Annotated in this window: 9 protein-coding genes, 1 pseudogene and 1 riboswitch; of the genes and pseudogenes, 3 read left to right on the top strand and 7 right to left on the bottom strand. The window is 73.8% G+C overall.

The features are described from left to right. Nucleotides 1-173: 173 nt before the first annotated feature. From ACZ7IF_RS06405 to aceA, 3 genes and pseudogenes are all read right to left on the bottom strand, one after another. Nucleotides 174-1,046 (bottom strand): 3-hydroxybutyryl-CoA dehydrogenase, encoded by an 873-nt coding sequence (locus tag ACZ7IF_RS06405; protein ID WP_470963966.1) that lies wholly within the window; start codon nucleotides 1,044-1,046, stop codon nucleotides 174-176. A gap of 53 nt (nucleotides 1,047-1,099) precedes the next feature. Beyond that, nucleotides 1,100-1,513: pseudogene (locus tag ACZ7IF_RS06400) on the bottom strand (malate synthase A); the annotation flags it as partial. 93 nt (nucleotides 1,514-1,606) lie between these two features. Beyond that, nucleotides 1,607-2,896, bottom strand: a complete 1,290-nt coding sequence (gene aceA, locus ACZ7IF_RS06395; RefSeq protein ID WP_470963963.1) for an isocitrate lyase — start codon at nucleotides 2,894-2,896, stop codon at nucleotides 1,607-1,609. 375 nt (nucleotides 2,897-3,271) lie between these two features. Between aceA and ACZ7IF_RS06390 the strand changes: the two genes are divergently transcribed. The 3 genes from ACZ7IF_RS06390 to ACZ7IF_RS06380 all read left to right on the top strand — a co-directional run bounded on the left by ACZ7IF_RS06390 (nucleotide 3,272) and on the right by ACZ7IF_RS06380 (nucleotide 6,028). Next, nucleotides 3,272-4,729, top strand: a complete 1,458-nt coding sequence (locus tag ACZ7IF_RS06390; RefSeq protein ID WP_470963960.1) for a short-chain fatty acyl-CoA regulator family protein — start codon at nucleotides 3,272-3,274, stop codon at nucleotides 4,727-4,729. A gap of 229 nt (nucleotides 4,730-4,958) precedes the next feature. Continuing rightward, on the top strand, nucleotides 4,959-5,186 hold the full coding sequence (locus tag ACZ7IF_RS06385; RefSeq protein ID WP_470963957.1) for a CbtB domain-containing protein: 228 nt from the start codon (nucleotides 4,959-4,961) through the stop codon (nucleotides 5,184-5,186). Nucleotides 5,187-5,200: 14 nt separating this feature from the next. Then, complete coding sequence (locus tag ACZ7IF_RS06380; RefSeq protein WP_470963954.1) at nucleotides 5,201-6,028, top strand: CbtA family protein; 828 nt, start codon at nucleotides 5,201-5,203, stop codon at nucleotides 6,026-6,028. A gap of 76 nt (nucleotides 6,029-6,104) precedes the next feature. Here ACZ7IF_RS06380 and metE read toward each other — a convergent pair whose 3' ends face one another. The 4 genes from metE to ACZ7IF_RS06360 all read right to left on the bottom strand — a co-directional run bounded on the left by metE (nucleotide 6,105) and on the right by ACZ7IF_RS06360 (nucleotide 12,222). Next, nucleotides 6,105-8,423, bottom strand: coding sequence for a 5-methyltetrahydropteroyltriglutamate--homocysteine S-methyltransferase (gene metE / locus ACZ7IF_RS06375; protein WP_470963952.1), 2,319 nt, complete (start codon nucleotides 8,421-8,423; stop codon nucleotides 6,105-6,107). Between the two features lie 177 nt (nucleotides 8,424-8,600). Further along, nucleotides 8,601-8,801, bottom strand: a riboswitch (cobalamin riboswitch). 86 nt (nucleotides 8,802-8,887) lie between these two features. Further along, nucleotides 8,888-10,087, bottom strand: coding sequence for an MFS transporter (locus tag ACZ7IF_RS06370; protein WP_470963949.1), 1,200 nt, complete (start codon nucleotides 10,085-10,087; stop codon nucleotides 8,888-8,890). A gap of 45 nt (nucleotides 10,088-10,132) precedes the next feature. Continuing rightward, nucleotides 10,133-11,440: a DegT/DnrJ/EryC1/StrS family aminotransferase gene (locus ACZ7IF_RS06365; RefSeq protein ID WP_470963946.1), complete on the bottom strand. Its 1,308-nt coding sequence runs from the start codon at nucleotides 11,438-11,440 to the stop codon at nucleotides 10,133-10,135. Then, on the bottom strand, nucleotides 11,434-12,222 hold the full coding sequence (locus ACZ7IF_RS06360) for an NAD-dependent epimerase/dehydratase family protein (RefSeq protein WP_470963943.1): 789 nt from the start codon (nucleotides 12,220-12,222) through the stop codon (nucleotides 11,434-11,436). Before ACZ7IF_RS06360 ends, ACZ7IF_RS06365 begins: the two co-directional genes overlap by 7 nt. Between the last annotated feature and the right edge of the window lie 118 nt (nucleotides 12,223-12,340).

Genomic DNA, 12,340 nt, shown 5'->3' with positions numbered 1-12,340 from the left:
CGGGGGTGAGGGTGGGGGTGCGGTGTCGGTTCGTCCGTGTGGATGTGGCTGGGTTAGCGCGGCGCGGGAGACGGGGGGGCGGCGTGCGTCCCCCACCCCCCCCCCCCCCCCCCCCCCCCCCCCCCCGACCACACACTGCCGGGCCCCTCAGCCCGGCCGCGCCACCGGGTCCCTCATCGGCCCCGGTCGTAGGTGTGGAACCCCCGGCCGGTCTTCCGGCCCAGCAGTCCCGCCTGCACCATCCGCGACAGCAGCGGGGGCGGGGCGTAGAGGGGCTCCTTGAACTCCTCGTAGAGGGATTCCGCGATGGCGGCGACGGTGTCGAGGCCGATCAGGTCGGCCAGCCTGAGCGGCCCCATCGGGTGCGCGCAGCCCAGTTCCATGCTCGCGTCCACGTCCGCCGCCGTGGCGTACCCGGATTCGGTCATCCGGACGGCCGACAACAGGTAGGGGACGAGGAGGGCGTTGACGACGAAGCCGGCCCTGTCCTGCGACCGGACGACCGTCTTGCCGAGCGTCTCGCCCGCGAACACCCGCACCCGCTCCAGGGTCTCCCGGCTCGTGTGCAGCGAGGAGACGACCTCCACCAGCGGCAGGACGGGCACGGGGTTGAAGAAGTGCAGCCCCACGACGCGGTCGGCCCGGCCGGTGGCCATGCCCAGGCGCATGACGGGGAGGGAGGAGGTGTTGGTGGCGAGGATCGCCTGCGGATCCGCGAGGATCTTGTCGAGGGCGGCGAAGACCTCGGTCTTGACCTCCGCCTCCTCCGGCACGGCCTCGATCACGAGCTGCCGGTCGGCGAGGTCGTCGAGGCTCCCGGTGAACACGAGCCGGGCGAGGGCGTCCTCGGCGGAGAGCCTGTCCAGCTTGCCCCGCTGGACGGCGCGTTCGAGCGAGACCGCCACGCGCTCGCGGGCCGCCCGGGCGGCGGCGGCACCGGACTCGCAGACGACGGTGTCCAGCCCGGCCCGGGCGCAGACCTCGGCGATCCCGGCACCCATCTGACCGCCGCCGACCACGCCGACCCGGCGGACGGCGGCGTTCACGACCGCACCTGACGGCGGACGAGGTGGCGGGAGTAGGCGTCGGGCGTGAAGAAGTCGAGCAGGGTCAGCTGACCGACGATGACGTCGCCCCAGGTGGGGGCGGTGGCGTCCTCGAAGTCGGCCATCCAGGCCTTCGCACCGGAGTTGAGCGCGTTGACGGCCATCCGCCGGTCCGGCGGTCCGGTGATCTCCACCCGGCGGTCGGTCAGTCCTGGCGCGGGAGCGGCGACCCGCCAGTCCGGGTCCGCGCGGACGGCGGACGTGGCGACGGGGAAGCCGAGGGGCGTACCCGTGACCAGACGGTCCCTCAGGCGGCGGCGCTCCTGGAGGACCTCCAGGCGCCGGGGCTCGAAGGCCGCGTCGAGGCGTGCGAGGAAGTCCGGGGCGGCGGGGGTGAGGATCTCGTCGTGGCGGTCGCCGCGGTGCGCGAGGACGCGGACGGGGCGGGCCGGGGCGCTGGTGGGCATCGGTCTCTCCTGAGCCGGGAAGAGGGTGGGGGCGGGACGGGGGCGGGTCCGCCCCGCCCCGTTCGGCCGGCGTGCGGAGCGGACGCCGACGGCCTAGTGGAACTGCTCTTCCTCGGTGGAGCCGGTGAGCGCGGTGGTGGAGGAGGCCGGGTTGACGGCGGTGGAGACCAGGTCGAAGTAGCCGGTGCCGACCTCGCGCTGGTGCTTGACGGCGGTGAAGCCCTGCTCCTGTGCGGCGAACTCCCGCTCCTGGAGGTCGACGTAGGCGGTCATGCCGTGCTCGGCGTAACCGCGCGCCAGGTCGAACATGCCGTGGTTGAGGGAGTGGAATCCGGCCAGGGTGATGAACTGGAACTTGTAGCCCATGGCTCCCAGTTCGCGCTGGAACTTGGCGATCTGGTCGTCGTCCAGGGCGGCCTTCCAGTTGAAGGAGGGCGAGCAGTTGTACGCGAGCATCCGATCCGGGAACCGCGCGTGGATGGCCTCGGCGAACTCGCGGGCCTGGGCGAGGTCCGGGGTGCCGGTCTCGACCCAGATGAGGTCGGCGTACGGGGCGTAGGCCAGGCCGCGGGCGATGACCGGGGCCATGCCGTTGCGGACGCGGTAGAAGCCCTCGGCGGTGCGCTCGCCCGTGGTGAACCGCGCGTCGCGCTCGTCGACGTCGCTGGTGAGGAGGTTCGCGGCGAGGGCGTCCGTGCGGGCGATGATCAGGGTGGGGGTGTCGGCGATGTCCGCAGCGAGGCGGGCCGCGTTGAGGGTGCGGATGTGCTGGGAGGTGGGGACGAGGACCTTGCCGCCGAGGTGGCCGCACTTCTTCTCGGAGGCGAGCTGGTCCTCGTAGTGGATGCCCGCCGCGCCCGCCGCGATCATCGCCTTCGTGAGCTCGAAGGCGTTGAGCGGTCCGCCGAAGCCGGCCTCGGCGTCGGCGACGATCGGGGCGAGCCAGTCCGTCGTGTCCGTGCCGCCCTCGGCGGTGGCGATCTGGTCGGCGCGCAGCAGGGCGTTGTTGATCCGGCGGACCACCTGGGGCACGGAGTTGACCGGGTAGAGGGACTGGTCGGGGTAGGTGTGCCCGGCCTGGTTGGCGTCGGCGGCCACCTGCCAGCCGGACAGGTAGATCGCCTGGAGCCCGGCGCGCACCTGCTGGACGGCCTGGCCGCCGGTCAGCGCGCCGAGCGCGTGGACGTAGTCCAGCTCGTGCAGCTGGCGCCAGAGGCGCTCGGCGCCGCGCCGGGCCAGGGTGTGTTCCTCTCGGACGCTCCCGGACAGCCGGACCACGTCCCGCGCGGAGTAGGTGCGCTCGATTCCCGCCCATCGGGGTTCCGTCGCCCATCGGTCCGTCAGCCGCTGGGCCGCCGCCGTGGTGGTGTTCGCCTCTGCCATGACCGTCACCGTCTCCATGAGTCGCCTGGTCTGCCAACACTCGCGTCCGGCGCGAGATGTGTTGGCACTGTGTGCCTTGAACGAGGGTCGCGGCCGCCGGCCCCGCCTGACCGCGGAGCTGAGCAATGATGCAGGCCGACCGGGGCGGGTGGCCGGGATCTCCGACGTCAAGGCATGAATCGCGCCCGGACTCGCCGCCTCGGCCACCGGGGTCCGGCGGGCCGCAGGACTGACTCTGGCAGCGGCACCCAGTGCCATCAACAGGGGACGTCTGCCAAGTTCTGTGAATCTTCCACCGCTCTTTTGCCAAGGTTGCGAAGGCCCGGACCGGGTGAGTCCCGCGTACCCTGGGACCCGGTCGAAGAGGGGACTCGGGTGGGCAAGACGTACGCGGGAGCGCGGCTGCGGCGGCTGCGGGAGGAGCGCCGCATGAGCCAGGCGGAGCTGGCCCGGGTCCTGTGCATCTCCCCCAGCTACCTCAACCAGATGGAGCACGACTCCCGTCCGCTCACCGTGCCGGTCCTGCTGCGCCTGACCGAGGCCTTCGGCGTCGACCCCGGGTTCTTCTCGGAGCGCGACACGAGCCGCCTCGTCGCCGACCTCCGCGAGGCGCTCGCCGCCGAGGTCGCCGACGCCCGCGTCTCGGCCTCCGACCTGGCCGAGCTCGCCACCCGGATGCCGGGGGTCGCCTCCGTCCTGCTGGACCTCGGCCGGCGCGGCCAACTCCTCGCCGAGCGGCTCTCGGAGACCGCGGACGGCCGGGAGGGCGGCGGAGGCGCTCCGCGCTCGCCGCACGAGGAGATCCGCGAGTTCTTCTACCGCCGCCAGAACTACCTGCACGAAACCGACCTCGCCGCCGAAGGCCTGGCCCGGGAGATCGGGGTCCGTCCCGGAGAGGTCGTACGCGTGCTCACGGAACGCCTCTGCGGCCGGCACGGGATCCGCCTGTCCGACGCCACCGACCGGCTGCACCACTTCGACCGGCGGGCCCGGGTCCTGCACCTGTCCGGCCGGCTCCGGCCCGGCCAGCAGGCGTTCCGGATGGCCACCCAGCTCGCCCTGCTGGAGCACGGCGAGGAGCTGGACCGGCTGGCCGCCGAGGACTTCGAGCACGGCTCCCCCGCCCACGGCCTGGCCCGGATCGGCATCGCCAACTACTTCGCCGCCGCACTGGTCCTGCCGTACCGCGCCTTCCACGCGGCCGCCGAGGAGTACCGCTACGACATCGAGCGGCTCACCGACCACTTCGGCCTCGGTTACGAGACCGTCTGCCACCGCCTCAGCACCCTCCAGCGGCCCCGGCTGCGCGGGGTCCCCTTCTCCTTCGTCCGGGTGGACCGGGCCGGGAACCTGTCCAAGCGGCAGTCCGCCACCGGCTTCCACTTCTCCCGGGCCGGCGGCACCTGCCCGCTGTGGAACGTCTACGAGGCCTTCGCCGCGCCCGGCCGCATCCACGTCCAGGTCGCCGCGATGCCGGACGGGCAGCGGTACCTGTGGACCGCGCGCGCCGTCACCCGCCACCGCGGCGGCTGGGGCGAGCCCGGCAAGACCTTCGCCATCGGCCTCGGCTGCGAGGTCCGCCACGCGTCCCGGCTCGTCTACTCCGACGGCCTGGACCTGGCCAACGCCTCCGCCGCCACCCCCATCGGCATGGGCTGCCGCCTCTGCGAACGCCTGGACTGCCCCCAGCGGGCGGTGCCTCCCCTCGGCCGCGCCCTGGCCGTCGACGAGAACAGCACCACCTTCGTCCCGTACCCGGTCGCCCCCGAACGGACCCGAGCGGACCCGACCGGACCTGAGCGCGCCGTCTCGCGGCCCGGACGCCCTGTGTGATCAGCGACTCATCCGCTTGGTCAGAGGGCACGCGGGGTTGTAGCGTCACGGCGACATAAAGACATAGCGACGACGGCGAGACGGAAGTCCGGTGTGAATCCGGCATGGTCGCGCCACTGTGTGCTGCGGCGGCTCCCCTCCCCGGGGGTGGCGGCGCGGCGAGTCAGACCCGAGGACCGTCGTACCGCACCACCACATGGGACGCGTTGTTCCCCCAGGAGGTTCCCCCATGGCCGAGGCTCTCGCTTCCGCTGCCGTACCCGCCCCCGCCGTCTCGCCTTCGGCTCCGCTGCCCGTGCGCGCGGTCCTTCCCTGGGCCGCCTTCGTCGGCCTGCTGATGCTCGTGGCCCTGTACTTCGTCGGCGCGGAGCAGGGCGCCACCGCCGTGTTCTCCGGCGAGGGCGTCCACGAGTGGGTGCACGACGGCCGTCACCTGCTCGGCTTCCCCTGCCACTGAAAGGCGCACGCACCATGTACGCCTCCACTGTCAGAGGTCTGCTGGTCCGCGGCATGCTCGCGGGCCTGATCGCCGGACTGTTCGCCTTCGCCGTCGCCTACGCGGTCGGTGAGCCCCCGGTCCGGGGCTCCATCGCCGTCGAAGAGGCCGCGGCGGCCAAGGACGCCGCCGGCGCCCCGGCCGGCCACACCGGTCACGGCGGCGACGCCCCCGCCGCGGAGGAGGAGGAAGAACTCGTCAGCCGTCCCGTGCAGTCCACCGTCGGTCTCGCCACCGGCGTGCTGGTCTACGGGGTCGCGCTGGGCGGCATCGCCTCCCTCGCGTTCTCCTTCGCCCTGGGCCGCGTGGGCGGGTTCAGCCCCCGGGCGACGGCGGCGCTCACGGCCGCCGGCGCCTTCGCCACCGTCTACCTGGTGCCGTTCCTCAAGTACCCGGCCACCCCGCCGGCCGTCGGCAACCCGGACACCATCGGCCAGCGCACCACGCTGTTCTTCCTGATGATCCTGCTCAGCGTCCTGCTGGGCGTCGGCGCGATCGTCCTGGGGCGGCGGCTGGCACCGCGCCTGGGCAACTGGAACGCGACGCTGGCGGCCGGGGCGGGCTTCGTCGTCGCCACCGGGCTGGCCTTCCTCGTGCTCCCGGACAACACCGACGCCGTCAAGCCCGAGTTCCCCGCCGCCCTGCTGTGGGAGTTCCGGGTCGCGTCCATCGCCGTCCAGCTCGTCCTGTGGACCGTGTTCGCCGTCGTCTTCGGAGTCCTCGCCCAGCGGCTGCTGGCCCACCGCACCGATGCCGCCGGTGCGGAAGCGACGGCCCCCCGGCCGGCGTCGGCCCTCGTCTGACCGCACGCCGCGCACACCCGCAGAGCCCCTGCCGCCCCGGACGCCCGGGGCGGCAGGGGCTCTGGCCGTTGCCCGGTCAGCCGGTGGTGAGGCCCGCGCGGACCTCGCGGGCGGCGGCCACGAGGTTCTCCAGGGACGCGCGGGTCTCCGGCCAACCGCGGGTCTTCAGGCCGCAGTCGGGATTGACCCACAGCCGCTCGGCCGGGATGGCGTCCAGGCCGGTGCGCAGCAGGGCGGCCGCTTCCCCGGTGCTGGGGACGCGCGGGGAGTGGATGTCCCAGACGCCGGGGCCGGCCTCGCGGGGGTAGCCGTGGGCGGCGAGTTCGCGGGCGACCTGCATGTGGGAGCGGGCGGCTTCCAGGCTGATGACGTCGGCGTCGAGGTCGTCGATGGCCTGGACGACGTCGCCGAACTCCGCGTAGCACATGTGCGTGTGGATCTGGGTGTCCGGCCGGACCCCGCCGGTGGTGAGGCGGAACGCCCGGGTGGCCCAGTCCAGGTACTCGGCGTGGTCGGCGGCCCGCAGCGGGAGCGTCTCGCGCAGGGCGGGCTCGTCGACCTGGATCACCGGTGTCCCTGCGGCCTCCAGGTCGCCGACCTCGTCGCGCAGGGCGAGCGCCATCTGGCGGGCGGTCTCTGCGAGGGGCTGGTCGTCGCGGACGAAGGACCAGGCGAGCATGGTGACCGGGCCGGTGAGCATGCCCTTCACCGGCTTCGCCGTCAGGGACTGGGCGTACGAGGTCCAGCGGACGGTGATCGGCTCGGGGCGGGAGACGTCCCCGGCCAGCACCGGCGGCCGCACGTAGCGGGTGCCGTAGGACTGGACCCAGCCGTGCCGGGTGGCGAGGTAGCCGGTGAGCTGTTCGGCGAAGTACTGGACCATGTCGTTGCGCTCGGGCTCGCCGTGGACCAGGACGTCGAGGCCGGCCTTCTCCTGGAAGGAGATGACCTCGCCGATCTCCGCCTCGATGCGCGCCTCGTAGCCGGCCGCGTCGATCCGGCCGGCCCGCAGGTCCGCGCGGGCCGCCCGCAGTTCACCGGTCTGCGGGAACGAGCCGATCGTGGTCGTCGGCAGCAGCGGCAGGCCCAGGTGCGCCCGCTGGGCGGCGGCCCGTACCGCGTACGGCTGCGAGCGCCGTCCGTCCGCGTCGGTGACGGCCGCGGTGCGGGCCCGGACGGCCGGGTCGTGGGTGAGGGCGGATCCGGCGCGCGAGGCCAGGTCGGCCCGGTTCGCGGCGAGTTCGGCCGCGATGACCTCCGTGCCCTGGGACAGTCCTCGGGCCAGGACGGAGATCTCCCGCGTCTTCTGCCGGGCGAACGCGAGCCAGCGGCGGACCTGCGGATCGATGTCCCGCTCGGCGGAGGCGTCCAGCGGAACGTGCAGCAGGGAGCAGGACGCGCAGACGTCCACCCGCTCGGCGAGGCCGAGGAGGGTGCCCAGGGTGGCCAGGGACTTCTCGAAGTCGTTGATCCAGACGTTGCGGCCGTCGACGACGCCCGCCACCAGGCGCTTGCCGGGCAGCCCGCCGATCGCCGCGAGGTCCTCCAGGTTGCCCGCGCCCGCTCCGGTGAAGTCGAGTGCCAGGCCGTCCACCGGCGCCTTGGCCAGGACGGGCAGCGCTTCGCCCAGCCGGCCGAAGTAGGAGGCGACCAGCAGCCGCGGGCGTGCCGGGGCGCCGCCGAGGTCGCGGTAGGCGCGGGCGGCGGCGTTCAGCTCCGCCGGGGTGCGGTCCTGCACGAGGGCCGGCTCGTCGAGCTGCACCCACTCGGCTCCGGCGGAGCGCAGCTCGGCGAGGACCTGTGCGTAGACGGGGAGCAGCCGGTCGAGCAGGGTCAGCGGCTCGAAGCCGGCGGGGACGCCCGGGGCGGGCTTGGCCAGCAGCAGGTACGTGACCGGGCCGACCAGGACCGGACGGGCGGTGTGCCCGAGGGCCAGTGCCTCCTTCAGCTCGGCGACCTGCTTGGCGGAGTCCGCGGTGAAGACGGTGTCGGGGCCGAGCTCGGGCACCAGGTAGTGGTAGTTGGTGTCGAACCACTTGGTCATTTCCAGCGGGGCGACGTCCTCGGTGCCGCGGGCCATCGCGAAGTAGCCGTCGAGCGCGTCCGTGCCGACCGCCGCGCGGTGCCGCGCGGGGACGGCGCCGACCATGACGCTGGTGTCGAGCACGTGGTCGTAGTACGAGAAGTCGCCGGTCGGCACCTCGTGGACACCGGCCTCGGCCAGCTGCCGCCAGTTCGACCGGCGCAGGCCCGCCGCGGTCTCCCGGAGGGCATCGGCGCTGACGCGGCCCTTCCAGTAGCCCTCGACGGCCTTCTTCAGTTCACGGTCGTGACCCTGGCGGGGGTAGCCGTACACGGTGGCGCGTGCTGCCGCGGCTGCGGGCTTCGCTGTCACGGAACTCTCCTTCGCGAGACGTGTCCAGGAACGTCCCGGCGACGGGACGCGGACGCGAAGGGAACGACAGAACGCGCGGACCACGCTGCGGGAACGCCGCAGGTGCCGCTCGCTGTGTACGCCGACCCGCCCACGAGGTCACCGGGATGTCCGTCCGCGGAGTGGTCCGCGTACGGGCAACGGGCAGGTCTTCGGACTCGCGGGCACGCCTGCCGGTCTCCCGGCGGGCACCTACTGGCCGTCGCTTCCCAGGACCGCTGTGCGGTCCCAGTGCGTATGACGGCGGTCGTTCCCGCTCACCGCTGCGGGGCAGTCCCGGATTCCCACCGGGTTCCCTCTTACGACGCATCCCGTCTGGCGGACGGGGCGAACCAGCTGCACCGGCCACCCTAGGCCGGACATTCGCCCAGCGGCGACCGCGTCCCACTATCCGGACGGAAATCCGAGACGGGACCGACGCGGCGTCAGGGGCGGCGCAGGCGGGGGGCCAGGGCCGCCATCGCGGCCATCAGAGCCGGCAGCACCAGCATCGCCCACCGCAGGGTCGTCGCCTCCGCCAGGGCGCCGATGACCGGGGGGCCCGCGAGGAAGCCGACGTAGCCCACGGCGGAGACGGCGGCGATGGAGGAGCCGGTGTGCCCGGGGCGCACGGCGGCCGCGTGGGCGAAGACGAGGGGGATGACCGCGGCCATGCCCAGGCCGAGCAGCGTGTAGCCGATGAAGCCCGCCGTGGTCGTCGCGTCGAGGATCGGGATCAGGGCGCCGGCACCCGCCACCACGGCGCACAGGAACGTGAAGCGGGCCGTTCCGAGGCGGGCGCGCAGCCGGTCGGCGGTGAGGCGGCCGATGACCATGCCCGCGGAGAAGACGGCGTACCCCAGGCCCGCCGCGCCCGCCGAGGCCCCGGTCTCCTCCTTCAGGTAGACGGCTCCCCAGTCGTTGACGACCCCCTCCCCCATCAGGGCGCAGAACGCCACGAGCCCCGGGATCCACAGGCCCGGTCCGGGCAGGGCCAGCAGGGGGCCGGTCCTGGACGGGCCCCCGGCCCGCGGTGGTTCGGGGGCGAGGGCCGTGGCCGCCGTCCCCGCCACCACCAGCAGCACGAGGGCGGTCACCGTGAAGTGGGCCCGGATGCCGACCCCGGCGGAGGCCGCGAGGCCGCCCGCCGTGGCGCCGGCGATGCCGCCGAGGCTGAACATCGCGTGGAAGCCGCCGAGTACGGGGCGGCCGTAGGCGCGTTCGACCAGGACGCCCTGGGTGTTCATCGCGACGTCGACGGCCGTGTTGCCGCACGCGAACACCGCCAGGGCCGCCGTCAGCACCGCGAGGTCCGGGACCAGGGGCAGGCTCGCGAGGGCGCCCAGGTAGGCGGCCATGCCGGTGCACAGGACCGTACGGCTGCCGTACCTGGCCACCAGACCGCCGACCAGCGGGAGCCCGGCGAAGGCGCCGCCGCTCAGGCCGACGAGGGCCACGGCCAGTTCCCCCGCGGACAGGTCCAGCCGGCTCTGGACGCCGGGTACCCGGGCCGCCCAGGTGGCGAAGGCCGCCCCGGTGACGAAGAAGACCGCGCAGACGGCCAGCCGCATCGTGCGCGGGCTCCGGCTCCGGTCACGGCCGGGCGGCGCCGCGCGTCCGCCCACGGTCTCGGGCTCGTTGCGCATCTACGTCCGTCCCCTTGTCGTTCGTGCCGGGCCGTACCCGGCCTGTCAGTGCGCCGAGCCGGCCGTCCGCCGGGTCAGGTCGATCAACGCGTCCCGTTCCTCGACAAGGACCTTGTACAGGACTTCGGCGTAGCGGTGCATCGTCCTCACGTCGTTGGGCGGGCCGAAGGAGCTGAAGCTCTGTCCGAGCACCAGGCGGCGCAGGCAGACCTCCTCGCTCACGGGGTACTGCGCCGGGTCGTAGTGGTGGCCGGGGCGTGCGTGCCCGCAGCTCCAGGGGCATCCGCGGCCGTAGCCGCGCAGCTCCTGGAACAGGGTCTGTCCGGGTACCGGCTGCGGCTGCCAGCGCATGATGGGCAGGCCTTCGGCGTTCACCGCCCGGGCGAGCGCGTCGCGGAAGGCGGCGACGGGGAGGTCGTCGAGACCGAGTTCCTCGGGCATGACGAGCAGTGGGTAGAAGAAGTACACGTGCGTGCGGTCCTCGGGCACGGCCGGCGTGCGGATGCCGGGTACGCCGGCCAGGGCCCGCGTGAGGGCCGCCCCGTTGGCCTGCCGGACGAGGGACATCTGCGACAGGCGGGTGAGCTGGGACCGGGCGAACGCGGCGGCGAGGACGTCGATGCGGTAGTTCCAGCCCATGATGCGGGCGTTGTAGTCGCGGCTCTGGCCCGGGAGTTCCTCGCCGAACATCAGCACCCGCCGGGCCAGCTTGTGCTGTTCCTCGTCGCGGGTCGCGAACAGGCCGCCCTCGCCGAGGGCGGAGAGGGTCTTGGAGCCGTTGAGGCTGGCGCCGCTCAGGGTGCCGAGGGACCCGACGGGGCGGCCCCGGTAGGCGGCGCCGTGTGCCTGGGAGGCGTCCTCGATGAGGACGAGGCCGCGCCGGTCCGCGATCGCCCGCAGGGCGTCGTAGTCGGCGGGCAGGCCGTTGAGGTCCACGGCGACCACGGCGCGGGTACGGTCGGTGATCCGTTCCTCGATCCGGGCCGGGTCGATGTTGAACGTCGTGAGGTCGGTGTCCACGAACACCGGGATCGCGTTGGCCTGGAGCACGCAGGAGGCCGAGGCGAGGAAGGTGTCGGCCGGCACGAGCACCTCGTCGCCCGGCTCGACGCCCGCGGCCGCGATCGCCATGTGCAGGGCCGCGGTGCCGGAGTTGGCGGCGAGGACGTGGGGCATGCCGGTGAACTCGGCCCAGGCGTCCTCAAGACCGCTCACCGTACGCATGGGCCAGTGCCACGGGGTGGCGTCCTCCAGCGCTTCGAGCACGGCCTTGCGGTCGGCGTCGACGATGTGCGGCCAGGGAGCCACCTCGTCCCCGGAGAGCAGCGGTGTACCTCCGTCGACGGCTAGCACGTCCTGGCCTCCAGGCTCCGGCGCACCGGGGTCTCACGGCGGAACACCGCCCTGGCGGTGGGTATTTCGGGGAACGGCCCGAGCAGGCGGGCCAGGCGGGTGAGGCCCTCGGCCAGGGTGATCCGCGGAGCGAAGCCCAGCCCTTCCAGCCGGGTGGTGTCGGCGAGGAGGGTGAAGCTGTCGGCCAGGCTGGAGGGGTCGGCGTCCAGCAGCGCCGGGCGGCCGGTCGCCGTCCCCACCGCCTCGGCGAGCTCGCGCATCGAGACGGCGGTGCCGCTGCCCAGGTTGTAGGTCTCTCCGGCGGTGCCGAGGTCGGCCAGGGTCGTCAGCGCCCGGCAGAGGTCCTCGACGTGGATGAAGTCGCGGCGCTTGCGGTCGATGTCGCCGACCACCGGGATGGGCTGCTCGTTGAGGTGCCAGCGCAGGAACTGCGAGACCTCCCCGCCCGCCCGGCGCGGGTCTTCGCCGGGGCCGTAGACGACGAAGGACCGGCCGATGACGACGGGCAGTCCGGCCGTGGCGTGCAGGCTGCGCAGGGTCAGCTCGCCGGAGAGCTTCGAGGCGCCGTACGGCAGGAAGGGCTGCGTGGGGTGGTCCTCGCGGATCGGGCTGCGGCGCGGGGTTCCGTAGACGATGGCGGAGGAGAGGTAGACGAGGCGGCGCACCCCCAGCTCCAGGCAGGCGTTGCCGACGTTGCAGGTCGCGAGGGCGTTGAGGTGGAAGTCGTGGCGGGGGTTGACCACCGACTCGGTGCCGCTGGCGTTGCCGGCCAGGTGGAACACGGCGTCGGGGGGGGGGGGGGGGGGGGGGGGGGGGGGGGGGGGGGGGGGGGGGGGGGGGGGGGGGGGGGGGGAGAGAAGGGGGGGGGGGGGGGGGGGAGAGGGGGGGGGGGGGGCGGAA

The sequence above is a fragment of the Streptomyces sp. NPDC037421 genome, from assembly GCF_055602105.1.
The sequence above is the reverse complement of the archived record's forward strand: the minus strand, read 5'-3'. Positions and strand labels throughout refer to the sequence as shown.

Excerpts from the sequence above, each read along its gene's own strand:
- ACZ7IF_RS06380 (WP_470963954.1), top strand. The coding sequence starts at position 5,201 with ATGTACGCCTCCACTGTCAGAGGTCTGCTGGTCCGCGGCATGCTCGCG.
- ACZ7IF_RS06385 (WP_470963957.1), top strand. The coding sequence starts at position 4,959 with ATGGCCGAGGCTCTCGCTTCCGCTGCCGTACCCGCCCCCGCCGTCTCG.
- aceA (WP_470963963.1), bottom strand. The coding sequence starts at position 2,896 with ATGGCAGAGGCGAACACCACCACGGCGGCGGCCCAGCGGCTGACGGAC.
- ACZ7IF_RS06370 (WP_470963949.1), bottom strand. The coding sequence starts at position 10,087 with ATGCGCAACGAGCCCGAGACCGTGGGCGGACGCGCGGCGCCGCCCGGC.